This is a genomic window from Roseibium polysiphoniae (assembly GCF_014842925.1).
Taxonomy (GTDB): domain Bacteria; phylum Pseudomonadota; class Alphaproteobacteria; order Rhizobiales; family Stappiaceae; genus Roseibium; species Roseibium polysiphoniae.
The window spans coordinates 589,202-613,788 of record NZ_JACYXJ010000003.1; the positions used below are offsets into that span (position 1 = coordinate 589,202).

Sequence of the window (24,587 nt, forward strand, 5' to 3'; positions counted from 1 at the left end):
GTCTTGCTGGCCGGTGACCGGAGACTGACGGGCGCGGGGAGGGGGTGATATGCAGCCACTACCCAGTCTGGATGAGCTCAGGCAAGCGGGAAAACGGGAGCTGTCACGGCTGCTGACGCGGCTTGAAACCTCGTCGGCAGATGCGGAGGTTGCGGCCTTTCTGGATAAGGCCTGTCGCTGTGAGGCCGGCATGGTCCTTGGTCTGACCGGGCCTCCCGGCGTTGGCAAGTCCACACTGACGGATGCGCTTATCCGTCAGTCGCGCGCAGCAGAGAAGCGGGTTGCCGTCTTGGCAATTGATCCGTCCTCGCAGCTGACCGGCGGGGCGCTGCTGGGGGACCGGACGCGTCTTCAGACCGATCCGGAGGACCAGGCGGTGTTTGTGCGCTCGATGGCGGCACGTGATCGTCTGGGTGGTCTTTCTGATCACGCGATCGCTGCGATCGCAATGCTGCGATCGGTCTTCGATCTGGTGATTGTGGAATCGGTTGGAATTGGTCAGTCCGAGGGCGATCTCGTCCATGCCTGTGACACGCTGGTCCTTTGCATTCAGCCAGGTTCCGGCGACAGCCTCCAGTTCATGAAAGCCGGGATCATGGAACTGCCGGATGTGGTGACAGTGACCAAGTCCGATATGGGGGCAGCGGCCCGGCGGGCGGCTTCCGACGTCGTTGGCGCTTTGTCACTGGCGCAGCCGGATAGCGATCAATGGACTGTTCCGGTGTGCGAAATTTCAGCACGAACCGGATCTGGCATCGAGGATCTCATGCGGGCGATTGAAAAGCACAAGCTGTTTCTCGATCAGAGCGGCTGTCTGCAGACTAGACGCGCAGCACAGCATGAGCATTGGTTCAAGGACATGGTTCGAACCCGCTACGGCACAGCCGGGCTCGACATTGCCAAATCAGATCCGGGCCAGCGGTTCCTGGTGGGGGCGTCTGTTGCACCGTTTTCGAGCTACCGTGATTTTTCAAGGCTGATCAAGCAGCGGTTGTTTGATGAACCTGCTCGATAGTGTGCCTGGATTGTCCTAGCCCTTGGCGAGCTTCAGCGGCAGGCTCGGCTGCTGCTCTTCGTTTGCCGCGACAGCCATTGCCTGTTTCATTGCGCGATCGTCCAGGAATTCGGCCAGGGCCTCATCGGCAAGAGGCCGTGAGATGTAAAAGCCTTGCATCCTGTGACAACCGTTGTCCGCAAGGAAGCCGATCTGATGCCGAGCCTCAATACCCTCAGCGACAATGGTCATTCCAAGGGCCTGACCCAGTTGGATGATCGACGTCAAAATGGCTTCTGCTTCGAGGCTGTCATCCATGTCCGAGATGAAGTCGCGATCGATTTTCAGCGTGTCGAACGGGAACTTGCGCAGATAGCTGAGGCTTGAGTAGCCGGAGCCGAAATCGTCGAGTGCAATCTTAACACCGCGATCCTGCAAACGTTTCATCGACTTGAGGATGGTCATGTGCTGACCGGCAAAGACGCTTTCGGTGACCTCGATTTCCAACCTGTTCGGCGCCAGATTGAAATCATCCAGCGTCTCCAGGATCATTTCGACGAACCGTGGATGCTTGAACTGGGTCGGGGAAACATTCACCGATACCAGGAGGTCGGGCCAGCGATGGGCGTCGCGGCAAGCCCGGCGCAAGATCCATTGGCCAAGATCATTTATCAGACCGGTTTCCTCAGCGAGAGGAATAAAACTGGAGGGAGAAATAGATCCCATCTCGGGATGGGTCCATCTTGCGAGTGCCTCGACTGCGATGACCTCGTTCGCGCTGGCATCACACTGTGGTTGATAGGCGACGTCCAGAGCGTCATTGTCGATGGCTCTGCGCAGTTCTCTCGACATCTTGTCCTTGGTCTGGACGGTCTCCTGCATGGAGTTGTCAAAGAATGACCAGCGGCCGCGGCCGTTCTCTTTTGCGTCATAAAGGGCAATGTCGGCCTTGCGCAGGAGTTCACCGGGATCGGTGCCATCGCGGGGCGCAAGTGCGGCGCCCATGGAGAGGCTGACGAACAACTCGTTGTTGTCGATGCGTATCGGCCTGACCATCTGATCCTGTACGCGGGTCAGGATCTGCTCGACGGACTGCTGATTTTCGCAATCGGCCAGCAGCATGGCGAATTCGTCGCCGCTGATGCGTGCAATCACCCCGGTTTTCGGGGCAATGGCCTTCAATCGTCCTGCGACGGCGCGAATGACTTCGTCACCTGCGGCATGGCCGAGCGTGTCGTTGATGTCTTTGAAGCGATCAAGATCGATATAGACGATGGCGGAGCCGACCGCTTCATCTTGCGTTTTCTTGAGAGCCTCGCTGAGCAACGTCGAGAACTGCTCGCGGTTCGGCAGGCCTGAAAGGGAGTCGTGGCTGGCAGTATGCACTGCCTGAGCCTGGCTGCTTGCCAGCCGGCGCGTCGTTTGCCGGGTAAAATCGATGACGCCGATCGTCAGTCCGACGATGGCCAGCGCGAGGATCAGCAGCACCGGTGCGACCCGGCCAAGCATGTCTGTGCCCGGCTTGTTTGGCCGCCACTGCAGATTGCCGATGACGACGCCTTTGGGCGAGCGCAGTTCGACCGTCGCAAGTCGCGGAAGCAGTCCGGCGTTTTCCGTCAGCCTCAGGTCGGCGAGACCGGAGATGTTGGCGATCTTGGCAAGCGCCTCGCTGTCCAGCTTGTCGAAGCTGACGAGCACGGCAGGCGGCCTGCGCACGGCAGTGATTGTATGCACTTCCTGAGTGATCGCGGCTGCGCTGAAAAAGTAGACGTGAGAGCCCATACGGACGAGGCCCGTTTCCGCAAGGATGCGGCCGTCATTGGTTTGATCCTGCTTGAAGCGGTAGAGACCTGACGGCGTACGTTGAAACGATGTGATGTAGTGGGCACGCGTTCTGGCGATCGCAGTCGAAAGCTGGTTCTGGATCTCTGGCGTCATCCAGTCGCGGTTCAGTTTTTCATCATAGATGAAAACCGGTTCGCGATCGCGATCGACGATCAACGCGCGGGAAAAGCCGTAGGTCGATTTCAGCCAGTGTCCGATGTTGTTGTAGAGCCAGGCGTGGTCGAGTTCCTCGCCCACCGTGTTGAAATAGGCCTGGTCCCAGACGACGGTGCCAACCTGTTGTCGTGCCATCTGGTCAAGCTTTAGCTTCAAGGCACCGTTGAGCAGTTTGCGCTGACTGTTCTCAGCGCTTTCATCGGAAATCTGCGAGGACCAGATCATCAGCCCGCAGACACAGGCAACGGCGAGAACAACGACCGCGATCATCGGAATGATGATTGCATTCGCAATTTTGCCACCGGACCCTTCCGCCACCACTTTCATTCAACGCTCCCAGCTCACTTTGCGCCAGTATCCACAAGAGCTGTTAATGAATGCCGGAGAAGTCTGGTTAACAGAGAATGACAGGGAGCATTTTAGTCAAAATATTTGGTTGCCGCGTTCAAAAAACTCACGTTTTCGTTGATCCATGGCCGGAATCGCGCGGTTCTAGATCAGCTGCAGTCCGCGAAAGCTCACCTGGCCCTCTCTGCCCACAATAATGTGATCGTGAACTTCCACGCCCAGAGGCTTTGCGATCTCGATGATCTGCTTTGTCATCTGGATATCGGCACGCGAGGGAGTTGGATCGCCGGAGGGGTGATTGTGAACGAGAATGATGGCCGTGGCAGAGAGTTCAAGCGCGCGCCGAATGACTTCGCGCGGATAGACCGGGGTATGGTCCACCGTTCCGGTTTGCTGCACCTCGTCTGCGAGGAGGCCATTGCGTTTGTCGAGGAAGAGTATTCGAAACTCCTCGACGTCAGAAAAGGCCATCGCGGTTCGAATGTAGTCAATCACCTTCGACCAGGATGAGAGCGGCGCACGGGTGTCAACTTCACCGCGGGCAAAGCGCAATGCCGTGGCCTGTGCAAGCTTCAGCGTATCAATGACCTTGTCACCAACGCCATCAACTTCCTTCAGTCTTTTGCGCGGAGCGGCAAGAACGCCGGAAAAGGAACCGAACTTGCCAATGAGCGCCTTGGCAATGGGTTTGGTGTCCCGGCGCGGAATGGCCGAGAACAGCAGAAGCTCGAGTAATTCATAATCGGCGAAGCCGTTCGGGCCATGATCGCGGAAGCGCTGGCGTAATCTTTCTCTATGGCCTTCGTCGTCCGACTTCTTCGATTTGTCGGGCTTTACGGCCTTCTCTTCAAAACCGTCCGGCGTTTCCGCCATAGGCATTGGTCTCCTGCGCCTTAGTTCTCCGGCGGCGTGGCCTCACTCTTTCGAAAGACCGGGCGTGTGCAGGCCGGAAGGGGAGAGGGTGAAGATTTCGCAGCCATCCTGGGTGATGCCGATGGAATGTTCATATTGTGCCGAAAGAGAACGATCCCGTGTGACAGCGGTCCAGCCATCGCTGAGGACTTTGACCTGCGGCCGGCCGGTGTTGACCATCGGCTCGATGGTGAAAATCATGCCAGGCTTCAGTTCGACGCCTTCGCCCGTACGTCCGTAGTGAAGGATGTTCGGTGTGTCGTGGAAAAGCTTGCCGACGCCATGACCGCAAAAGTCACGTACGACAGAGTAACGATGGCTCTCGACAAAGGTCTGGATCGCAGCGCCAATGTCGCCGGTGGTGTTGCCAGGTTTGGCCGCTTCAATCCCCAGCATCAGCGATTCATAGGTGATCTCGAGAAGCCGTTCCGCCTTGCGATTAATCTGGCCGACCGGATACATGCGGCTCGAATCGCCATGCCAGCCATCAAGAATGAATGTGACGTCGATGTTGACGATGTCGCCCTCGCGCAAGGGCTTTTCATTCGGGATGCCGTGACAGACGACGTGGTTGATCGATGTGCAGGACGACTTGGTGTAGCCGCGGTAGTTCAGTGTCGCGGGAAGGGCGCCGTGCGATTCTCCGTAGGCGAAGACGAAGTCGTCAATCTCCTGGGTGGTCACGCCGGGTTTCACCATTTCCGCAAGTTCATCGAGGCAGGCGGCAGTCAATTGACCGGCCTTCTTCATTCCGGCGAAATCGTCCTGGTCGTAGATGCGGACCTGGCCGGTGTTTTTCAAAGGGGCTTCAGCGGCGTCGATATAGGTGACCATGAACTGTCGTTGCTCTTTGTCGTGGGCCTCAAGACGCGACAGGGTCGATAGTCCGCCGTCAAAGCGTCCGGCCTTAAAATGGGCCATTGCAAGATTGTTACCTTCCCAAATATCGCCTTGTGCTGCGGATTGCTAGAGGCGCGGTAAAAGGCTTTTAAAAACCTGGCGAGGCGACTTGCGGTTTTCAGGGCCAAAGGGTACCCAGATGTTGAATGCGGGCGTGGCGAAATTGGTAGACGCAAGGGACTTAAAATCCCTCGGCCTTAGGCTGTACGGGTTCGAGTCCCGTCGCCCGCACCAGGCTCTCGAGAGCCGGAGATTGGCAAACGCAGCTCTTCAGTGTAGGGAAGAGCTTCGAGCGTTCCGCAAACGGCAACGCTGACGATTTGCAGATTTCAAGATGCGGGGCCAAAGACACCCCGCCGGAACAGCGCAGCCGCCGGGAAGCATCTTTTTGATTTCACTCCGTCCAGTCCTCAATGTCCTGGGATTCCTGTATGTCGGGCTTGCCACCGCCATGCTAATCCCCGCGATCGTCGATGTCGCCGCCAAGAACGCGGATTGGCAGGCCTTCGTGTTTTCGTCGCTTTTGACCGGGCTTGTGGGCATGCTTTTGTCGATTGCGGTCGGGGGATCGCTGTCGAAGGGCCTCGACACGCGCCAGACCTTCATTTTGACGACGCTTGCCTGGGCCAGCCTACCTGCCTTCGGAGCATTGCCATTCCTGTGGCTTGGCATCGGTTATGCGGATGCGGTGTTTGAAGCTGTTTCCGGGTTCACGACGACAGGCTCCACGGTCTTGAGCGGTCTCGATAACCTGCCTCCGGGCCTGCTTGTCTGGCGGTCGATCATGCAATGGATGGGCGGCGTCGGGATCATCGTTATGGCGATTGTTTTGCTGCCGTTCCTGCGGATTGGCGGAATGCAGCTGTTTCAGAGTGAAAACTCCGATCGCTCCGAAAAGATCGTCAGCCGATCGGTTGAATTGATCCGGCTGCTGGGACTGGCCTATCTTTTCCTGACAGTGCTTTGCATCGTTGCCTATCTGGCCACCGGCTTTGATCTGTTCGACGCCTTCAACCACGCGCTGACCACGATCTCGACAGGCGGTTATTCCACGCACGACCAGTCCTTTGGCTATTTCACAAATCCGGCGTCTGGCTGGGTTGCGGTTGTCTTCATGCTGATCGGGGCGATGCCGTTCGTGCTTTTGATCCAGGCGCTGCGCGGTCAGCCGCTGGTGCTCTGGCGTGACCCGCAGGTCCGCGCCCTGGTTGGTTTTCTCATCATTGTCTCGCTGCTTCTGACGGTCTACCTGGGCGTCAAGATGCGCTTTCCATTCGATGAGGCGTTGCTGCGGGCGACCTTCAACGTGATTTCCATCGTCACAGGGACGGGCTATGCGCTCGGCGACTACACCGAGTGGGGCCCGCCGGTCATCGGTCTGGCGCTCTTGTTGAAATTCGTCGGTGGCTGCACCGGCTCAACAACAGGTGGCATCAAGGTTTTCCGCTTTCTGGTGTTTTTCGGCACGGTGCGCGCCCATTTGCGCCGCATGGTCCGTCCGAACCGGGTCATGTCGGAAGAATACGGCGGAACGCGCCTGACGCAGGAACTTTCCTTCTCGGTTCTGGCGTTCCTCGTGGTTTATCTCGGCTCTGTTGGCGTGATCACGCTGGCGCTGTCCTTCTTTGACCTCGACCTTGTGACTGCTGTTTCGGCCGCTGCCACGTCTGTCGGCAACGTCGGTCCGGGCCTGGGGCCGATCATCGGACCGGCTGGGAATTTCGCACCGCTGCCGGATGGGGCAAAGTGGCTGCTTTCCTTTGCCATGCTCATGGGGCGTCTCGAGCTCTTCACGGTGCTGGTGTTGCTCGATCCGGACTTCTGGTCGCGCTGAGTCAAGTCTCTTGTTTCTCTTTTGTTCTCGCGCTAGACAAGAGCCATGAAGTTTCCAACTCCCCTTGTCAGCGGCCGCCTCGTCAAGCGGTACAAGCGCTTTCTGGCCGATGTCATTCTCGATGAGGATGGCTCCGAGGTGACGGCGCACTGCGCCAATCCGGGTTCCATGCTGGGCCTGAAGGAACCGGGCTCACGGGTTTGGCTGTCGAGCTCGGACAATCCCAAGCGCAAGCTGAAATACTCTTGGGAAGTGATGGAGGCGGACGGTGCGCTCGTCGGCATCAACACGGCCCACCCCAATGGCCTTGTCGAGGAAGCGATCCGGGCGGGCAGGGTGCCCGAATTGGCTGATTTTGCCAGCCTTCGCCGTGAAGTGAAATACGGCAAGAATTCCAGGATCGATATTCTTCTGGAATCGGCTGATGGCGCGAAGACCTATGTCGAGGTCAAGAACGTGCATCTGATGCGTGAGGCGGGACTGGCAGAATTCCCCGATTCGGTGACCGCGCGCGGAGCAAAGCATCTTGCCGAGATGTCCGCCATGGTCGCCGAGGGACATCGGGCGGCGATGGTTTTTCTCGTGCAGCGACCTGACTGCGCCAGGCTGTCTCTTGCGGGAGATATAGACCCCAACTACGCGGCTGCTTTTGCAGCTGCGCGGTCTGCCGGGGTCGAAGCCTATGCCGTCGGTTGTGATGTTAGGGTCGACGGCATCGACGTTGACAAGATCGTCGAACTCACGGTTTGAACGCGCACCGTCGCATGCTGGCTGACCTCAGGCCTGCAGGACGACGATGTTGGTGCCGTTCGGAACGCGATTGTAGAGATCGATCACATCCTGATGCATGAGGCGAACACAGCCTGACGATACGGCCTTGCCGATCGAATAGGCTTCAGATGTGCCATGCAGCCGGTACAGCGTGTCGCGATTGCCCTCGAAAATGTAGAGCGCGCGTGCGCCCAGAGGGTTGTCCAGGGCCGGGGCCATACCATTCCGGTATTTCTCCAGTTCCGGCTCGCGCTCGATCATTTCCGCAGGAGGTGTCCAGGTCGGCCACTCGCGCTTGTAGGCGATACGCGCCTTGCCGCCCCAGGCAAAGCCGGCCCGACCGATGCCGACGCCGTAGCGCATTGCCTTGTTGTTCTCCATGGTGAGGTAGAGAAAGCGATTTGGCGTGTCGACGATGATCGTTCCGGCAGGGTGCTCGGAGCGGTAGTCGACGTATTGACGATAATAGAGCGGGTCGACCTTCGTCAGATCAACAGCCGGTATCGGGAAACGCTCTTCCGGCATGGCCCTGTACATTTGCAGATATTCGGGTGCGATCCGACGGCCCGCAGGTGGTGCCGCCTCTGGCAGGCGTGGCGACTGGCGCGTGTAACTGGTACAGCCAGCGAGGGCGGCAGCGGAGGCAGTCAGACAAAAGGTTCTGCGTGTCAGGGACATTCGGTGGCCTTGATGATGCGACGGGCATGGTGGCGGGTGGGCGATGTTGCACACCCTCAAGATGGGTAACGCGGCTGGAGCGAAGCTGTTCCATGCGTTTGATGCGTTGCGTATCAGGAAAAATAAGCCAAGAAAGTGGCAAAGGCCTCAATCCCTTGCGTGCTCACGCAGGATTGAAGCCTTTTTTGATCTGGTGTGATTTTGCGGTACCGCAGAAAGGTCAGCCAGCCGTGTCTTTTGAAAGCGGCGGCTGGAACTGCCACCCCATATCCCAGGGGAAATAGATCCATGTGTCCTGGGAGACCTCGGTGATGAAGGTGTCGACCATCGGCACACCAACGGGCTTGGCATAGACTGTTGCGTAATGTGCCTTGGGCAGCATTTCGCGCACGACCTTCAGCGTCTTGCCCGTGTCAACGAGATCGTCGATCACCAGGACGCCGCTGCCTTGGCCGCCTTCAAGATCAATCACCTTGGGATCGACTGGCTTGATGACCTTCAGCTGACCCTGGTTTTCGTAGTCGTGATAGGAGGCGATGCAGACGGTCTCGATCGTGCGAATTCCGAGCTCGCGGGCAACGATCCCGGCCGGCACCAAGCCGCCGCGGGTCACGCAGACAATCGCTTTCCATTCGCCTTCGCTCGAGAGCCGCCACGCAAGGGCACGCGAATCCCGGTGAAACATGTCCCAGGAGACGGGAAAAGCTTTGTTTTGTGCTGGGTTTTCCATGTGGTGTCCTTTGAAACTTTGTTCTTTTGAGGCGCCTTACGCCAGCGCGCCCGCGACGGCTTCGCGCACAGCGGCTGTGGCCTCTTCGAGTGTGTCTTCATCGCGTGAGCGGATGACGATCTGAGTGGTGAAACGGCCATCGTTCGTCCGCGGATAGGAACCGATCAGCGTTTCGGGGAAGCGGGTCTGGATCTCGCCGACCTGGTCCGCAAGCCGGCTTTCCGGCACATCCGCGTCGACGTAGCGCGACAGCATCTTCCGCCCGGTTTTCAGCGTCGGCGCAATGGCATCGACCATGGCCTGCATGATCGACGGCACGCCGGCCATGACATGGACGTTCTCGATCCGGAAACCGGGTGCCTTGGAAACCGGGTTGTCGATCAGATCGGCGCCTTCGGGGATCCGTGCCATACGCAGACGGGCGGGTGTCAGCTGACCGGGAGGATAATGGGCCTCAAGGATCGCCTTGGCGCGGGGGTCAACATCAATCGGGACCCCAAAGGCGGCTGCAATGCTGTCAGCCGTGATGTCGTCGTGGGTGGGGCCAATGCCGCCGGAGGTGAAAACATAGGTGTAACCGGCACGCAGCTCGTTGACGGCATCGACGATTTTTTCGGTCACGTCGGGGACGATGCGCACTTCGCGCAGGTCAATACCAATGGTGGTCAGGTAATCGGCGAGAAAGCCGATGTTCTTGTCTTTGGTCCGGCCGGAGAGAATCTCGTCGCCAATGACGAGGAACGCTGCGGTTACCTCTTGATCTGCCTCAGCTGTCGTCATGGCCTGCCTCCCGGGAGTGATTGGACGATGCCTTTAGCCCAAGCGCGGCGCAGGCTCAAGGTTTGAGGCACTGTTTCACGGCGAAAGGGCGAATTGGTAGCCGTTCAGGACGGTGGCGTCCAGCCGTAGATCCAGTCCATGCGGGCAGAAAGACTTTCAGGAGAGGACATGCGCAAGACGGTGTCACGGCCAAGAGCCAGCGGCCCACTCATGTGATAGATGCGCCCGTTTTCCTCGGCCGTCTTTTGAACCTTGCGCACCCGTTCGCGTCGTTGACGTTCAAACGTACGTAGGGCGTTTGCAATGTCTGCGGTTTCGGGCGTGAGCACGCTTGCAAGCACCAGCGCGTCTTCGATGGCCATGGCAGCGCCTTGTGCAGCAAACGGCAACATGGCGTGCGCGGCATCACCAATCAGAACTGTCTTGCCTTGGGCCCAGTGGCCGGTTGCCGGCACGCCGCAAAGAGCCCATTTCAGCCAGCTGTCCGGCGTTTCAAGAAGCTGTCGCGCATCTGGCGCCCACTGCGCAAAGCGCCTGAGAAGGGTGCTTCGGTCTGCCGGCGCTGACCAATCCTGTTCATTCCAGTCTTCGGCAACGAGCGCAACGATGTTGAAGGCGCTTTGCTGGCGGATGGGGTAGTGGACGAGGTGGGCGTCCTTGCCGAGCCAAAGGCCGGTGTCTCGAAGAATCCCAGGATCGACCTGATCCGCGCGCAGCGTCGCACGATAGGCCGTCCGGCCACTGAACCGGGCCGTTGCATGTCCGTTCAAGGTTTCGCGCACCCTCGACCAGACGCCATCTGCGCCGACAAGAACCTTGGCTTGCAGAGTGAGGTTGCGACCGTCTTCAGCCTGGAAGGTCAGGCCAAGATTGCCAGCCTCGTCGACATAGCTGCCAATGAAGCTGTGTCCAAAGCGAATTTCAACCGATGGAAAAGAGCGGGCTTTGTCGTAAAGCGCTTTTTGCAGATCAGCGCGGTGGGACAGCAAGTAAGGCGCACCATACCGTGCGGACGCCTCCGATCCCAACGGGATGCGGGCAAGCGCTTTGCCGCTTCGGGCAGATCGGATGCGGATTGCTTCCGGCGCCGAAGCTGTCTTGAGAACCGCTTCCAGAACACCGATCTGGTCCAGGCATTTGCAGGCGTTGGGAGAAAGCTGAAGCCCTGCGCCGACTTCCGATAGGGCGCTTGCGCGTTCAAGCACAAGAACTCGATGGCCGGCGCGCGTGAGTGCGACCGCGGCAGTGAGGCCGCCGATCCCGGCGCCGGCGATCACGAGCGGTGCGTTCATCTGCGTCGCGTGCTCATCGGCAAGCCAATCTCAACGTCAAGGATATGATGATGTCTGACGTCAGGCCGCTTTGGGTGTCCAGACACAGTCGGCTGGAGATGATTCTGTCGGCTTCAAGGTCGCGTCGAACTTGTAAAGCGTCGAGCAATAGGGACAGACGATCTCGTTTTCCTCTCCCAGGTCGAGAAAAACATGCGGATGATCGAACGGTGGATTCGCGCCAATGCACATGAATTCACGAGCACCGATCGCGACCGAGTCGTGGCCGCTTGCGTTCTGGAAATGCGGGACAATGTGATCCGCCATGGGTCCATTCCATTCCATCAAGGTTTGTCTTGCGCGAGACCATACTCATTTGCGTGGCACTTGTGTAGGGGCAAGACGCCGCGATCCCCATCGCTTGATAAGGCCAGGAGGAGGCAGTCCTCCATTCGTTGCTACGGGGCAGTATTGATGAGATGAAAACTCCCCGAGCCAATCAAAGCGGGTTTCCCCGGCGCTCCATTCGACCTAATGTTGGTGGAAACATTGATTACCCTTTACGTAAGAGTAAGGTGAGGGAATGCCGAAATTTGAAAAAGACGGGGTCGCAATCTCATTTCTGGATGAGGGCGAGGGCGATCCGATCCTGCTCATACATGGGTTTGCGTCAAACAAGTCCATTAACTGGGAGTATCCCGGTTGGGTGGATCTCCTGGTCAAGGACGGCCGCCGCGTGATTGCCCTGGACAACCGGGGGCATGGCGAAAGCTCGAAGTTCTATGATCCCGAGGCGTATGGTGCGCCGGTGATGGCAGAAGACGCTTTCCGTCTGTTGAACCATCTGGATCTGCAGACCGTCGACGTCATGGGGTATTCCATGGGCGCGCGCATTTCCGCTTTCCTGACCCTCAATCATGCTGATCGTGTGAAAAGTGTGATCTTCGGCGGACTTGGCTATGGAATGGTTAGTGGCGTCGGGGATCCTGAACCGATCGCCTCCGCGCTCGAAGCCGAGCGGCTGCAAGATGTAACGGACCGAACCGGGCGAGCCTTCAGGGCCTTTGCTGAGCAGACGAAGTCAGATCGACTGTCCCTCGCCGCCTGTATGCGTTCGTCCCGTCAGAAGATTTCCGAGGAGGATATCTCCCGGATCACACGTCCCGCACTCGTTGCCGTGGGAACCAACGATGACATTGCCGGTTCGCCGCACCGCCTTGCAGACCTGATGCAGGATGCGCGGGTGCTTGATATTCTGGGACGCGATCACATGGTTGCGGTCGGTGACAAAGTCTACAAGAAAGGCGTGCTCGAATTCCTTCATGGTGAGATGGAATGACCGCGCAGCGTGTCACCTTCACCGGCGCTGAGAAGAATGCGCTTGTAGGTGACCGCTACGGCGACCACGGCCGCCCCGTGCTCATGCTCCATGGAGGCGGACAGACCCGCCACTCCTGGGACTCCGCAGCTGAGCGAATTTACAGACTCGGGCACGTGGTCTATTGCATCGACCAACGTGGTCATGGTGAAAGCGCCTGGGTTTCCTCCGGGAACTATGCCTTTGTCGATTTTGCCCGCGATCTTGCCGCCGTCTGCAATGACGTCACCGCTCAGACCGGTGAGAGACCGGTTCTGGTCGGAGCTTCCCTTGGTGGTCTGGCTGGCATTCTGGCGGAAGGCGCGATTGCACCTGGTTGCCTCTCCGCGCTTGTTCTCGTCGATGTTACGCCGCGGCTTGATCTTGGCGGTGTTTCAAAGATCCTGGGCTTCATGGGCGCCCGTGTCGAAGACGGATTTTCGAGCGTTGAAGAAGCAGCTGACGCCATAGCAGCCTATCTGCCAAACCGATCGCGGCCGCGTGACCTTTCCGGCCTGTCCAAGAACCTTCGTCTGCACGAGGATGGTCGCTACCGCTGGCACTGGGATCCGAGGTTCATTGCCGCCAAGGATGCATCTGGAGGCGCAAAGGCGGCTCTGCTCGAAGCCGATCTTGTTGCCGCAGCCGAGAAGCTCACCCTGCCAGTTCTGCTGGTCCGAGGCCGCAATTCCGAACTTGTCTCGGAAGCTCATGCCGCCGAGTTCAAGGGCATGGTACCTCACTCTGAGTTCGTGGATATCAAGGGCGCAGGCCATATGGTGGCGGGTGACAAGAACGATGTCTTCGCAGAAGCGGTTGAGGCGTTCTTACTCCGCTTGTCAGAAGCTGAGAGTGTCTGACTGATTTTCTCTTTTATTGCAGTACCTTGCTCTCATTTTTGCAAGTCGATGCGGTTCTCGGTTTTTGTCTGTTCCGTCGGCTAAACATGAGTCGCGCCAGTGCCTTGCGTTGTGGTGCTCTGAAGTTGATTCAAGTGCCTGAAAAGTTCGGCTGGCGTTTCTCAAGGAAGGCGTCTCTGCCTTCCGCAAAATCCCGGCTTTCATAACAGGTTTCAGCAGCCTTTGCGGCAAGGGCCATTGCATCATCCTGACAGCCACCGGCTATGGCATTGATCGACATTTTCGCGGCTGTCTGGGTGAGGGGGGCATTGTTTGTCAGATCCGCGCAGAGCGCGGCAATTCGAGCGTCGAGATTCGCTTCAGCCACGGCTTCGCCGATGAGCTGAATGCGCAGAGCTTCCTCCGCACCAATTCTCTCTGCGGTGAACAAGAGCCGTTTGGCGGTTGTCGGTCCGACGGCCTCGACAATGTCGCTCATTGCGTCAAGCGGGTAAGCGATGCCAAGCCGTGCGGCCGGAATGCCGAACACGCTGCCAGCCGCCGCAATCCTGAGGTCGCAGGCGAGTGCAAGGCCAAGACCTCCACCGAGGCAGTGGCCCCTGATCATGGCAATGGTCGGTTTGGCCGCCTGCTTCAGCGCCTTGAAAGCTGCAACATTGATGACGTCATAGGCTTTTGCCGCGGCGGCCGTCGAGCGCGTTTGTGCAAATTCCGAGATGTCCGCGCCTGAGACGAAACTCGTTTCTCCAGCGCCCCTGACGACGATCACGCGAATGTTTGGATCGGCCACAAGCCTGTCGACAGCGGCCGGTACTTGTTTCCACATGGCAAGCGACAGGGCGTTGCGCTTGGCGGTATTGTCGACTACGAGCCAGCCAACAGACCCTTCAACCCTGGTGGAAATGGTGCCTTGATCGCTCGCAAGGGGCGTGTTCACAATTGTGTTCTCCAGAATTTGGCGGACGCGCCAGGGCGGGTTCTTAAGGCAAAACAAACCAGCTTGGACATGCCCGGGCAAGTTTGACTTTGGAATTAGACCGAACACCCCTATCTTAGGGGCAAGAACGGACGGCTTGAAAAGGAGACAAGCCATGACGAACCTGACACCTCGTCAGAATGCTGCACATCTGGCCCTGCATGACCCGGTTTGGCGTCAGCTCCGGGACGAGGCAGAAGCGATGGTTACGGCCGAGCCGGCCTTGTCTTCGTTTGTCTACGAAACAGTCCTGAATCACCAAACCCTTGAGGAGGCGGTTGTTCATCGCCTCGGTGACCGTCTTGGCCGTGATGTGGTCTCAGCGTCCCTGATCCGGCAGACTTATCTGGAAGCCCTGTCTTCCGAGCCAGAGCTCGCCGAGATTTTCCGCGTCGACATGGTGGCTGTCTACGACCGCGATCCCGTTTGCGATCGCCTGCTCGAGCCCGTGCTCTACTTCAAGGGATTTCATGCCCTGCAAACGCACCGCCTGGCCAATTGGCTCTGGCGGCAGGGACGCAAGGACTTTGCGCTTTATCTTCAAAGCCGCGCTTCTGAGGTCTTTCAGGTGGATATTCATCCCGCTGTGCCCGTGGGTCGCGGGATCTTTATCGACCATGGAACCGGTCTTGTTGTCGGCGGAACCGCGTCCATCGGCGATGACGTTTCCATCCTGCAGGGCGTCACCCTGGGCGGGACGGGCAAGGAATGCGGTGATCGGCATCCGAAGATCGGAAATGGTGTGCTTATTGGCGCGGGCGCCAAGATCCTCGGCAACCTTCAGATCGGCCATTGCTCACGGATCGCGGCCGGTTCGGTGGTCCTGAACGAAGTTCCGCCGAACACGACCGTCGCCGGTGTTCCCGCCAGAATCGTCGGCAAGGCTGGCTGTTCAGAGCCTGCACGAACGATGAACCAGCTACTGGCGGCAGACAACGTCATGCGTGTTGATCACGAAGGTGAGGAACACGGGGATAGCTGAATTGGGCTGTTGGCATGCTGCGGCATTGCTGTAGGGTCCGCGCTCGATAATTTATTCACGACCGAACAGGAGTGAAAACGTGAAACCAGACGAAATCCGCAAGCTCGAAGTCTACCTTCGCAAGAAGTTCGAATTGGAGAACATTAAGGTGAAGGCGCGTCCCCGTAAGGACGACAGTGCGGAGGTCTACATCGGCGAGGAATTCATCGGCGTCATCTATCGCGACGATGAGGACGACGATGACCTGAGCTGGAACTTTCAGATGGCCATTCTCGAATTCGACCTCGAAGAAGCCTGATCTGACACGTTACGGATTGTGTCCGTTTCTAAAAGGCCCGGAACCGAAAGGTTCCGGGCCTTTGTCGTTCTGGGCCGCAGCTTAGAAGAGTTGTGCCTGGCGTAGTGGCACCCGCGTTATTGGCGAAGGGCTTCGATCAGATCATTGACCCGCCGGTCCAGACGACCCCAGCTGGACAGCAGTCCGCGCTCGAAGCGATAGGAGACGGCAAGGTCACCGTCTGCGCTTGCTGCGCGGTGGCAGACCGCGTTCGTCCCTTGCGCGGCCTTGCACCGTGCGATGAAGCCATTCGCGCGGTTCGGCTCAAACACCACCTGATCCAGCTCCAACGCGACCGGTGATGACAGGGTGAGAACCTTGAGGCCGGCAGGGCCATCTGTTTCAGGGCCGCGGGCCAGCCGGCGGTAGACTGTCTCCAGCCGATCGCGCATTGTCTCTGCGCCCTGGTTTGCCGTTATGTCGATCAGGACAAGATTGGATCCGCGCTTAAGGTCTGTAGACGTCGGATGCTGTGCGCTGCGCGCAGCTGTCATTGTCGGCCAGATCGCGGCAAGCTTTAGGTTTGAAAGCCGTTCCCTGCCATTGCTCAGTGCAATCTTTGCCATCTGGCTTCGCATCAAGCTCGCCGGCACGAGGAGGTCCTGATCGTTGACGCTAACCGCGACCTCCGTTCTGTCGTCGGTCCAGACAATCTCGCCGCGCCAGTATCCGCTCCATCTCGCTCCGACATAGGCCATATAGGCGAGCGTCAGAACGACCAGAGAGGCTGTAAGGATCGTGAAGTGAAGCGGGCGAATGCCGCTGGCGCGGGGCAGCTCGATCGGAATCATGCTGCCAACCCCGGCAGCAAGGATCCGGAGGTGCGAAACGTGAGCTTGGCCTTGGATCTGTCCCGTAGAGACACGGATGTCCCGGATCGGGATGGCCAGATTTGAGAGTTGTCTCGCATTCGTCAGGGTTACTGCCAGGTTAACGCCGATATCAAAAACGGCACGGCGTTTGCTATTGACCCTTTGAGTTTCATCAAGCAGCTTCTGCCCTCAAGGGTTAACGAAAGGTTAATAGTGTGTTGTTCGACCTATTCGTCGCTTTCTACATCGGGTCAGCGGGATTCGTTTCTGCAGGGCTAATTGGCAGCTTTTATCAGCTTTTGACCGATCAGCCACCCCGTTTCAACATCGCGGTGGAAAGCCTTTTCGGCGCCATTGCTGTCGTCACGGTTTGCCTGCTTGCCGGGCCCTTCATCATTATGCGCAATGCCATCCGGGGACGGCGAATCGAAGGCCGTCCGCTTGGCTGGCTGGTTGCGTCGTCAACGATCGCGGGCATGTGGAGCCTGTGTTCGGGGATGTTTGTGACACATTTTGCGTTGGGGCTGACAGGCTTCATCTGATTTCAGCGGGGGAGGCATTATGGCTGTTTACGAGCTGGAGGGCACGGCGCCGAGTTTCGGCAATGCCGAACGCTACTGGATTGCGCCGAACGCTTGTGTGATCGGCCGAGTGAAGCTCGAAGAGGACGCCAGTGTCTGGTTCGGGGCGGTCATTCGGGGCGACAACGAGCTGATCCATATTGGTGCCCGTTCGAATGTCCAGGATGGCTGTGTCTTCCATTCCGACATGGGCTACCCGCTGACCATCGGTGCGGATTGCACGATTGGCCACAAGGCGATCCTTCACGGCTGTACCATCGGGTCCAATTCTCTGATCGGAATGGGCGCGACGGTGCTCAATGGCGCGGTGATCGGGTCGAACTGCATTGTCGGTGCAAATGCACTCATTCCGGAAGGCAAGGAAATTCCGGACAATTCCCTGGTCGTTGGCATGCCGGGGAGAGTGGTGCGGCAACTGGATGAAGCTGCCGCCAAATCCATCACCAAATCAGCCGAAGGCTATGTTCGGAATTGGAACCGTTTCAAGGCCGGGCTTAAGCCGATCTAGTCAAGATCCCGAAGCTCCACTGCGATCGAAAAAGCGGGAGCCGGCCTGCGGGGGCTGGCCGACTCCCTGGATCCGGTCGTGGTAGGGATGGGGAGGGTGGGGACGCGACCGGATCTTCCCTTTTGCCTCCGTGGAGGCAAATCCCTGTTTGTATTCAGTTGCCGACGCTGCCCACGGTGGTTACGCGGGTGTCGGAAATACCTGTCCACTTCGCGGGTTCGCGTGTCGACTGGCGCTTGATGTAGCGATAGGGCGTTGAGTACCAGGGCAGAACGGCCTCGATCTGATTGTCGAGGATCATGTCTCCCTGATCTGTCCTGACGGTCAGGACTGCGTGACCGGCGTTTTTCACATCCTTTGCCACGGTTATGAGAAGGGCGCTTTTGGGCCAGCCTGCGGCCAGAAGCGCTCGTTGCTTCTCAAGCACATACTCCTCGCAATCACCGGCTCCGCCACGCGGGTAGGTCCAGTATTCCAGTTTACCGAAGAGCTTTTCGTCGGTGACCGGTCGGATCTGCCGGTTGATGCGAGTGTTCAGGTCAATCAGCTCGTTCCAGCGCGCTTCCGTCAGCTTGACCACCACTGGTGAGTTGTCTCGCCCCCTACAGGCGCTTCTGTTTTCCTCACAGAACTGGATGTGGCCCAAGGGCGCTTTCACCGAGTTTCCCATCGCCATGAAACGGGCTGGTGCGGCATAGGTGCCGGTAGCCCATGACATGCTGGATAGTGCGAGAACAGTAATTGCGAAGGTTGAATTGCGTAATTTCATCGTATTGCCCTCCCCAAGGCTGACAAAACGATGACATATGCTTTTTTATTGCACGATAATTGCGCAAGTAAAAATGTATATGTACTTGAATTTTATTTGATTTTATTTTTAATTTGTTTTGATTTTACTTTAAATAAAACTCGAGCGGTATTTGTTTCAAATTTGATGGAAGTGGCGAAAGATATTGAATTTATGAAGGAATTTGACTTTTCAGGAGGGCGAACCGTTCTGCGCTAGATGAGTGCAACCAAGTGCTACGAAGCCTAAAGTGACGTTGCGGCAAATGTTTCCACGCGAGAAAAAAATGCAAAAAACTTTGTCTGACCGACGATGCAGCTGCCGGCACTGGCTGGATGCTTGACAGATTTGACAGGGGGCGTCTGATGCGAGGTGGCGGCGTGGCCGCAGGTGTCATGCGCGAAGGCGTCTATACGCGCTCTTCATGTCGTGCCGGGACCTTGAAGTCGAACGAGCTAGATCGCGCAGCGCCGGATGTCAGATGGGGGTGGTCGAAAGGGCCGGCCGACTTGAAGCATAGATGCGCATGGCAATGGCCGCCGTCGCATTGCTCTTTATCTGTGCTGGAGGCACGGAAGGTGCGTTAGGAAGTGGTTTCGCCGGTGATGTGGTGTTCCAGAAGTTCACGGTTCTGGATGGCGGCGAATTCGACGGCGATGCCGCCTTCGATCTGGCGCACGACGCGCGCGCGCATTTTGCCCAGGGCAATGCTGTCGCCCATTTCAGGGACAACATCGGTGGCGAGGGCAGCACCTGAAAGAGAAACGTCTACAATCCGGCAGACATGCTCCGAGCCATCCGGCAAGACGATCTTCGTGATCGGGTTCTTCGGCACGAAGCGGTCGTGGCGACGGTCTTCGGGAAGATTCAGCTCATCGCGATTGGCCAGCCAGGTCAGGATGTTTGCAATCTTGTCGCGCTTGCGCGGCGTGTTTCGAAGTTCGACAGCGAAACCGCCGTCAATCAGGCGAGAGATTTTGCCCTCAACGCGGCTGAGGTGATCGAGATAGGCGACAACACGTTCGCCCACCTGACCCGAAACCGGGGTGATCATCGCCAGCCCGCCGGGGGACATGTCGACAACCTGACAGGGATATTCGCGGCGATCTTCCAGCATGAAACGGCCGAGAATATTGACAGCAACACGCTGATGCCGCCGTCGATCGGCAGCTTGAAGCGGTTTGCTTCCTTCAATCTCTGTCGCTAAGCCGGCATTCATGCCCGATCATCCACCGTTCCGCATGTGAGACGCCTTGGTCTCCATTCAACTTATTCTAGAGGATGCAGAGTTAATGATCGGTAATGCTGCCAAGTGTGTTGATCAGGATTTTCCACCTTCATAGACGGTCAGATGTCCCACGCGTCGTTCTGCACCCTGCGGCATCGGCGCCATGGCACCGGCCGGCATCGACATGCCTTCAGCCGTGAAGCGTGGCAGGATCGGATTGACGCCGGTGGTGTGGCCTTCCGTACGGTTCATGAAATAAGGTCGTTCGTCCGGCCATACGAGGCGCAGGCTGGTGATCGACTGTTTCATGATCGGGTGAAGACCAAGCCAGTAGGGGCGCTCCATGGGGGTGCAGCTGCCGAGGATTCGAATGCGGCCTTCGCCCGGCACATTCAACGGCAAAAGCAGCATTTCCATGTGGAGCTGGTGCTCGTGTTCCGTATGGCCGGCAATGCCGACAACAGCTGCTGCAGCGTCTTCAGTAATCGCGGCGAGCAAGCTGGACATGGCTTCACGATCTTTCTCGCCCCAGCCACGCAGGAAGTTGCGCCCTTTCAGCTCGCGGCAGTGGGCCGAGCAAAGGCGCGTGCCCGCAAGGCGATATCTGGCCGTGTGTGCATCCGTGACTTCCAGAATGAAGGTGTCGCCTAGAAGGGCACGAATGCTGCCGGGATCGATTTCGCTCCGGTTCGGCGCCGGGCGCACTCCGCGCAAATCGTCCCAGTAGCTATAGAGTGTCTGAGTTACGCCGTTTTTCATCTGGAACGCCTCTTCTTCCGCTTGGAGATCGTCGTCAGCCGGGCAGGGGAGTTTTCCCTCCTGTCCAAAATCGGGACACCGATCATCCAGTTGTCTTTCGTGGCCTTAACTAAGCAGAGGGCATGCCAAACCGAGGAAATGAGCCGAAATCGCCTGTGATATGAAGCATTAGGGTTAACCGGGTGAAGCGCTTGCAAAGGTCCCTGAGGGATGTGCAGGTTAAGGAAATGTTAAGCAGATGCCCGCTTCTGCGAGATCAAGCTGGACCGACCGGTTGAGCAGCGCGGCAATCAGATTTCCGAAATGGGGCGCGTGGGGACGCGACCTGATGCGCTCGCTGCCCACAAGGCAGCGGGCGTATCTGTTTCAAGACGGCACTTTTCAGACAGTTGGCCCATGAATGGGACATTGAGGCCGTCTCGGCCAGCTCTCGTTACTTTTTGAGAAAGAGCGCAAGAGTAAACGGGCGGCGAGACACTCTTGCCCCATTAAGCCTGTTTGCAAGGAAAGGCTTGTCAGGACGCGCCAGCGACGTACATCAGGCAGGAAAGTATTTCGAGGAATTCTGATGAACCAGCATTTTCCCAATCCCGGTCGCCCGGTCGACCAGCCTGCCTTCAATCTGCCATCCGTGGTGTTCTGGCTGGGCGCGATTATGATCGGCATTCACATTCTCCGGGTTTTGGTGCTGCCGGACAGCTGGAACTCGCAGATCCTGCTGTATTTCGCCTTTTGGCCCGTGCGCTATGATCCTGAGTTGCTTGCTAGTGGCATGGCACCGGGTGGGCTTGCCGCGGACACCTGGGCTTTTGTCACCTATGGCCTGCTTCATGGCGGTGCGACACACATCATCTTCAATTTGCTTTGGATGGCGATCTTCGGCAGCGCGGTTGCGCGCCGGTTCGGAACATGGCGTTTTCTGGTGCTTTCGGCGCTGTGCGCCATAGCTGGGGCGGCGACGCATCTCCTGTTTCATTTCGGCGAATCCACTCCAATGATCGGTGCTTCGGCGGCGGTTTCGGGACATATGGCTGCGGCTCTGAGGTTTGTCTTCGAGCTTGGCGGTCCGCTTGGAGCATTCAGAAGGCAGGATCTCGGAGCTTACCGGATGCCTGCTGTCAGCCTGCGTGATTCTCTGGAAAACCGTCAGGTTCTGGGGTTCATGGCCGTCTGGTTCGGGCTGAATATCCTCTTCGGGATCATGAGTACCCCAGTTACCGGCGGGTCCGCATCGATTGCCTGGGAAGCGCATATCGGCGGTTTTCTGATGGGGCTCCTGCTGTTTCCGCTGCTTGACCCGGTTCCACGCCGGCTGCGCTAACGCAACGGCAAGGATCTATTTGCGTCAGCGTGAATTTTTGTCATGATGAAAGGCCGGGCGGGCAATGGCTTGTCCGGCAACGCCATGGGAGGACATCGCTGATGACGGTTGCTGCAATCTTGAACGGAAAAGGCCGGGACGTGATCGCCGAAAAAAGCGGCACGCTGCTTTCGGGAATTTGCAAGGTTCTGGCTGAAAAGGGGATCGGCGCGATTCTCGTAACTGATGATGAAAGCCGCATCGAAGGCATTATTTCCGAGCGTGACGTGGTGAAGGCGATCGGACGTCAGGGGGCAGGCGCACTGGATCTGCCGGTCGGAGACGTGATGACTCGTTCGGTCGTCACCTGCGTGGAAAATGACAGCATCAACGATGTGATGACCAAAATGAGCCAGGGGCGCTTCCGACATGTGCCGGTCGTCAAGGATGGAAAGGTCGCAGGCCTGATTTCCATCGGGGATGTGGTCAAATACCGGATCGCTCAGGTTGAGCAGGAAGCCGAGCACATGCGCAGCTACATCACTACCGCCTAGAAATAAAAACAGCGGCAGGGTTCCTGCCGCTGTCGATGCCTGATCCCGCGCCTACCGACTTGGGCTTATTTGTTGCCGTAGATATCCTTGGGATCATAAACGCGGCCTGCCTCGGTGCGTATCAATTCGACACGACCGTCCTCGTGCTTGACGATCTTTCGGAAAAAGCAGGAGCGAAAGCCCACGTGGCATGTCGCGCCGTTGCCTTTGACAGATACTTTGAGCCAGATCGCGTCCTGATCGCAATCGGTACGGATCTCCTGAACTTTCTGCACCTGACCAGAGGTTCCGCCCTTTTTCCAGAATTCTTGGCGTGACCGGCTCCAGTACCAGGCCTCGCCGGTATCGATCGTGCGTTTCAGGGCCTCGGCATTCATATAGCCGACCATCAGCACTTCGCCAGTTTCAAAGTCTGTCACGACGGCCGCAATGAGGCCGTCGCTGTCGAATTTCGGCTGAAGGCTGGTGCCGGTCTCGATCTCGGATTTGTCGCCGCGCTTGGCGAAAAGGGGGCTCGTCGTCATTGTCATCCTACCCTATTGGCAGGATGTCAAAGACCCCCGCCGCGTACCAGGGACATGAATTTGGCCTGCTCGGCCGCTTCATCCTGGAAAATCCCGGTAAATTGAGTGGTAATCGTCGAAACGCCGGGCTTCTGCACGCCACGCATTGTCATGCACTGGTGCTCGGCTTCCAGCATTACGGCGAGCCCGCGAGGTGCGAGCTGATCGTCAATGGCCGATGTAATCTGCGCCGTCAAGTTTTCCTGGGTCTGCAGGCGCTTGGCGAAAATGTCGACAACGCGGGCCAATTTCGACAGCCCAACAACCCCTTCAGCTGGATAGTAGGCGATATGGGCAGTGCCGATGAAAGGGAGCATGTGGTGTTCACAGTGAGAATGGAAGGGGATGCCCCGTACCATCACGATGTCCTGATAGCCGCCAACGTCCTCGAAGGTCCGCTTGAGATGCTCGGTCGGGTCCTCGAAGTAACCGCCAAAGATCTGGCCATAGGCCTTGGTCACGCGTTTGGGCGTATCCAGCAGGCCTTCCCGGTCCGGGTCGTCGCCCGCCCACGCAAGGAGCGTTCTCACCGCAGCTTCGGCTTCTTCGCGGCTTGGGCGTGCCAAGTCGTCCTGCGATTTGCGCTCCAGCTTCTTGCCGACGGTTTTCAGCATAGCGTCCATCGTGACCCTCGTTACCTTGTCGTGACTGCCTGCCATACATGACGCCCCTGTCAGCGCCGTATGGTAACGGAGCCTCTACGAACCAGCCTATCAGGCAGATCATGGCGCATGGGTAAATGCACCGATCTTTTTGTTGTGGGGCTTGATCTTGGCAGAATTTAGCCTGCGACGTCCAAGACCCTTGCAGAAATCATCTTGCGACTGATCTATATAGGTAAAAGGAGCCGTGCTGCAATGAAGCCCGGATCACGAAGAGGCGAGAATGCTCGACGATATCTACAACGCGAAGATCCTTGAATTCGCTGGAAATATTCCGCGGCTGGGACGTCTGGATGCCCCGCAGGCCTCTGCCAAGGCGCATTCACGGCTTTGCGGATCCACCGTTGTCGTTGATCTGAATGTCGCAGACGGCAAGGTCAGCGACTTTGCGCATGACGTCAAAGCCTGCGCTCTCGGTCAGGCCTCTGCCTCCATCATGGCGCAACATGTGGTCGGCGCGACACCGGACGAGCTTCGTGAGTTGCGCGAGACGATGCGGGCAATGCTCAAGGACAACGGCCCTGCTCCGGAAGGTCGTTTTGAAGACCTGAAATTCCTCGAGCCGGTGCGTGAGTACAAGGCCCGTCACGCATCGACACTCCTCACGTTTGATGCGGTGGTTGATGCGCTGGACCAGATCGAACATGGGCTCGACGAACAGCAACGGGCAGATGGCGCGGCTGTCTGACAGTCCTTTGGGAGCATAGGTTTCGTGTGTTCTGACAAGGGTCATTGCTCCCCTGAAAAGCCTGCACAAGGTCCGCCCTCGCTTCCTGCGCGCTTCGGGCTCCTCCTGATCTGGGTCTATCGCCATTCGCTCTCGCTCGTCATGGGGCGGGGCTGCCGATATGCGCCAACCTGCTCCGACTATACCGGAGATGCGATCCGCCGCTTTGGCCTTTGGGCTGGCGGATGGGTTGGCCTTGCGCGCATTCTGCGCTGCAATCCCTGGGGACCGTCGGGCTATGATCCGGTGCCAGACCAGCTTCCCGAAAGCGCCCGCTGGTATCTGCCCTGGCGCTATGGCCAATGGACCGGCGACCATATGGAAGACAGCAGCCGTCTCTCTTAGCCGGGCATGGCAAGCGTGACCAGGAAGAAG

Annotated in this window: 28 protein-coding genes and 1 tRNA gene; 14 read left to right on the forward strand and 15 right to left on the reverse strand. The window is 58.0% G+C overall.

Annotated elements, in window-relative coordinates:
* The first annotated feature begins 49 nt into the window (after positions 1 to 49).
* Entirely contained in the window at positions 50 to 1,015 is a 966-nt protein-coding gene (locus IG617_RS09690) for an ArgK/MeaB family GTPase (protein ID WP_192109006.1), read from the forward strand.
* A gap of 15 nt (positions 1,016 to 1,030) precedes the next feature.
* Here the strand turns inward: IG617_RS09690 and IG617_RS09695 are convergent, their stop codons facing one another.
* The 3 genes from IG617_RS09695 to map form a co-directional block, all read right to left on the reverse strand.
* Positions 1,031 to 3,322, reverse strand: coding sequence for a putative bifunctional diguanylate cyclase/phosphodiesterase (locus IG617_RS09695; RefSeq protein ID WP_192109007.1), 2,292 nt, complete (start codon positions 3,320 to 3,322; stop codon positions 1,031 to 1,033).
* A gap of 165 nt (positions 3,323 to 3,487) precedes the next feature.
* Entirely contained in the window at positions 3,488 to 4,216 is a 729-nt protein-coding gene (gene radC / locus IG617_RS09700; protein WP_420826144.1) for a RadC family protein, read from the reverse strand.
* A gap of 42 nt (positions 4,217 to 4,258) precedes the next feature.
* A complete protein-coding gene (gene map / locus IG617_RS09705; protein WP_192109153.1) occupies positions 4,259 to 5,089 on the reverse strand; it encodes a type I methionyl aminopeptidase in 831 nt (276 codons plus the stop codon).
* 214 nt (positions 5,090 to 5,303) lie between these two features.
* Between map and IG617_RS09710 the strand changes: the two genes are divergently transcribed.
* The 3 genes from IG617_RS09710 to sfsA all read left to right on the forward strand — a co-directional run bounded on the left by IG617_RS09710 (position 5,304) and on the right by sfsA (position 7,739).
* A tRNA-Leu gene (locus IG617_RS09710) sits at positions 5,304 to 5,389 on the forward strand.
* Positions 5,390 to 5,543: 154 nt separating this feature from the next.
* Positions 5,544 to 6,989 carry a TrkH family potassium uptake protein gene (locus IG617_RS09715; RefSeq protein WP_246542513.1) on the forward strand — a complete coding sequence of 482 codons (1,446 nt, stop codon included), beginning with the start codon at positions 5,544 to 5,546 and terminating at the stop codon, positions 6,987 to 6,989.
* Between the two features lie 45 nt (positions 6,990 to 7,034).
* Positions 7,035 to 7,739 (forward strand): DNA/RNA nuclease SfsA, encoded by a 705-nt coding sequence (sfsA, locus tag IG617_RS09720; protein WP_192109009.1) that lies wholly within the window; start codon positions 7,035 to 7,037, stop codon positions 7,737 to 7,739.
* Positions 7,740 to 7,766: 27 nt separating this feature from the next.
* Here the strand turns inward: sfsA and IG617_RS09725 are convergent, their stop codons facing one another.
* The 5 genes from IG617_RS09725 to IG617_RS09745 all read right to left on the reverse strand — a co-directional run bounded on the left by IG617_RS09725 (position 7,767) and on the right by IG617_RS09745 (position 11,546).
* Entirely contained in the window at positions 7,767 to 8,438 is a 672-nt protein-coding gene (locus tag IG617_RS09725; RefSeq protein WP_192109010.1) for a L,D-transpeptidase, read from the reverse strand.
* Between the two features lie 220 nt (positions 8,439 to 8,658).
* Positions 8,659 to 9,168, reverse strand: coding sequence for a xanthine phosphoribosyltransferase (gene gpt / locus IG617_RS09730; protein ID WP_192109011.1), 510 nt, complete (start codon positions 9,166 to 9,168; stop codon positions 8,659 to 8,661).
* Positions 9,169 to 9,204: 36 nt separating this feature from the next.
* On the reverse strand, positions 9,205 to 9,948 hold the full coding sequence (locus IG617_RS09735; protein ID WP_192109012.1) for a competence/damage-inducible protein A: 744 nt from the start codon (positions 9,946 to 9,948) through the stop codon (positions 9,205 to 9,207).
* A 104-nt stretch (positions 9,949 to 10,052) separates the two neighbouring features.
* Complete coding sequence (locus IG617_RS09740) at positions 10,053 to 11,240, reverse strand: FAD-dependent monooxygenase (protein WP_192109013.1); 1,188 nt, start codon at positions 11,238 to 11,240, stop codon at positions 10,053 to 10,055.
* A 60-nt stretch (positions 11,241 to 11,300) separates the two neighbouring features.
* On the reverse strand, positions 11,301 to 11,546 hold the full coding sequence (locus IG617_RS09745) for a zinc-finger domain-containing protein (RefSeq protein ID WP_192109014.1): 246 nt from the start codon (positions 11,544 to 11,546) through the stop codon (positions 11,301 to 11,303).
* Between the two features lie 256 nt (positions 11,547 to 11,802).
* On the opposite strand from IG617_RS09745, the gene IG617_RS09750 reads away from it, so the two are divergent.
* Both IG617_RS09750 and IG617_RS09755 read left to right on the forward strand, forming a co-directional pair.
* Positions 11,803 to 12,558, forward strand: a complete 756-nt coding sequence (locus IG617_RS09750; RefSeq protein ID WP_192109015.1) for an alpha/beta fold hydrolase — start codon at positions 11,803 to 11,805, stop codon at positions 12,556 to 12,558.
* A complete protein-coding gene (locus IG617_RS09755; RefSeq protein ID WP_192109016.1) occupies positions 12,555 to 13,436 on the forward strand; it encodes an alpha/beta fold hydrolase in 882 nt (293 codons plus the stop codon). Before IG617_RS09750 ends, IG617_RS09755 begins: the two co-directional genes overlap by 4 nt.
* Before the next feature lie 130 nt (positions 13,437 to 13,566).
* Here the strand turns inward: IG617_RS09755 and IG617_RS09760 are convergent, their stop codons facing one another.
* Positions 13,567 to 14,373 carry an enoyl-CoA hydratase gene (locus IG617_RS09760; protein ID WP_338109961.1) on the reverse strand — a complete coding sequence of 269 codons (807 nt, stop codon included), beginning with the start codon at positions 14,371 to 14,373 and terminating at the stop codon, positions 13,567 to 13,569.
* A gap of 154 nt (positions 14,374 to 14,527) precedes the next feature.
* Here IG617_RS09760 and cysE point away from each other — a divergent pair, with 154 nt between their 5' ends.
* Positions 14,528 to 15,394, forward strand: a complete 867-nt coding sequence (cysE, locus tag IG617_RS09765) for a serine O-acetyltransferase (protein ID WP_192109018.1) — start codon at positions 14,528 to 14,530, stop codon at positions 15,392 to 15,394.
* A gap of 79 nt (positions 15,395 to 15,473) precedes the next feature.
* The gene (locus IG617_RS09770; RefSeq protein ID WP_192109019.1) at positions 15,474 to 15,692 is read left to right on the forward strand and encodes a DUF3126 family protein; all 219 of its coding nucleotides are present in this window, start codon (positions 15,474 to 15,476) and stop codon (positions 15,690 to 15,692) included.
* A 116-nt stretch (positions 15,693 to 15,808) separates the two neighbouring features.
* On the opposite strand, the gene IG617_RS09775 is transcribed toward IG617_RS09770, so the two are convergent.
* Positions 15,809 to 16,522: a hypothetical protein gene (locus tag IG617_RS09775; protein WP_192109020.1), complete on the reverse strand. Its 714-nt coding sequence runs from the start codon at positions 16,520 to 16,522 to the stop codon at positions 15,809 to 15,811.
* A gap of 236 nt (positions 16,523 to 16,758) precedes the next feature.
* Between IG617_RS09775 and IG617_RS09780 the strand changes: the two genes are divergently transcribed.
* A complete protein-coding gene (locus IG617_RS09780; RefSeq protein WP_192109021.1) occupies positions 16,759 to 17,085 on the forward strand; it encodes a DUF6949 family protein in 327 nt (108 codons plus the stop codon).
* A 19-nt stretch (positions 17,086 to 17,104) separates the two neighbouring features.
* Positions 17,105 to 17,632 (forward strand): gamma carbonic anhydrase family protein, encoded by a 528-nt coding sequence (locus IG617_RS09785; protein WP_192109022.1) that lies wholly within the window; start codon positions 17,105 to 17,107, stop codon positions 17,630 to 17,632.
* Positions 17,633 to 17,786: 154 nt separating this feature from the next.
* On the opposite strand, the gene IG617_RS09790 is transcribed toward IG617_RS09785, so the two are convergent.
* From IG617_RS09790 to IG617_RS09800, 3 genes are all read right to left on the reverse strand, one after another.
* Positions 17,787 to 18,401, reverse strand: coding sequence for a transglutaminase-like cysteine peptidase (locus tag IG617_RS09790; RefSeq protein WP_209008380.1), 615 nt, complete (start codon positions 18,399 to 18,401; stop codon positions 17,787 to 17,789).
* 601 nt (positions 18,402 to 19,002) lie between these two features.
* On the reverse strand, positions 19,003 to 19,638 hold the full coding sequence (locus IG617_RS09795; RefSeq protein WP_192109023.1) for a PilZ domain-containing protein: 636 nt from the start codon (positions 19,636 to 19,638) through the stop codon (positions 19,003 to 19,005).
* Positions 19,639 to 19,740: 102 nt separating this feature from the next.
* On the reverse strand, positions 19,741 to 20,406 hold the full coding sequence (locus IG617_RS09800; RefSeq protein WP_192109024.1) for a PAS domain-containing protein: 666 nt from the start codon (positions 20,404 to 20,406) through the stop codon (positions 19,741 to 19,743).
* Between the two features lie 568 nt (positions 20,407 to 20,974).
* On the opposite strand from IG617_RS09800, the gene IG617_RS09805 reads away from it, so the two are divergent.
* Both IG617_RS09805 and IG617_RS09810 read left to right on the forward strand, forming a co-directional pair.
* On the forward strand, positions 20,975 to 21,727 hold the full coding sequence (locus IG617_RS09805) for a rhomboid family intramembrane serine protease (protein ID WP_192109025.1): 753 nt from the start codon (positions 20,975 to 20,977) through the stop codon (positions 21,725 to 21,727).
* Between the two features lie 101 nt (positions 21,728 to 21,828).
* A complete protein-coding gene (locus IG617_RS09810; protein WP_192109026.1) occupies positions 21,829 to 22,260 on the forward strand; it encodes a CBS domain-containing protein in 432 nt (143 codons plus the stop codon).
* 65 nt (positions 22,261 to 22,325) lie between these two features.
* On the opposite strand, the gene hisI is transcribed toward IG617_RS09810, so the two are convergent.
* Both hisI and folE read right to left on the reverse strand, forming a co-directional pair.
* Complete coding sequence (hisI, locus tag IG617_RS09815) at positions 22,326 to 22,790, reverse strand: phosphoribosyl-AMP cyclohydrolase (RefSeq protein ID WP_192109027.1); 465 nt, start codon at positions 22,788 to 22,790, stop codon at positions 22,326 to 22,328.
* A 20-nt stretch (positions 22,791 to 22,810) separates the two neighbouring features.
* Entirely contained in the window at positions 22,811 to 23,446 is a 636-nt protein-coding gene (gene folE / locus IG617_RS09820) for a GTP cyclohydrolase I FolE (protein WP_192109156.1), read from the reverse strand.
* Between the two features lie 262 nt (positions 23,447 to 23,708).
* On the opposite strand from folE, the gene IG617_RS09825 reads away from it, so the two are divergent.
* Both IG617_RS09825 and yidD read left to right on the forward strand, forming a co-directional pair.
* A complete protein-coding gene (locus IG617_RS09825) occupies positions 23,709 to 24,173 on the forward strand; it encodes an iron-sulfur cluster assembly scaffold protein (RefSeq protein WP_192109028.1) in 465 nt (154 codons plus the stop codon).
* A 24-nt stretch (positions 24,174 to 24,197) separates the two neighbouring features.
* Positions 24,198 to 24,557 carry a membrane protein insertion efficiency factor YidD gene (gene yidD, locus IG617_RS09830; RefSeq protein WP_192109029.1) on the forward strand — a complete coding sequence of 120 codons (360 nt, stop codon included), beginning with the start codon at positions 24,198 to 24,200 and terminating at the stop codon, positions 24,555 to 24,557.
* The last annotated feature ends 30 nt before the right edge of the window (positions 24,558 to 24,587 follow it).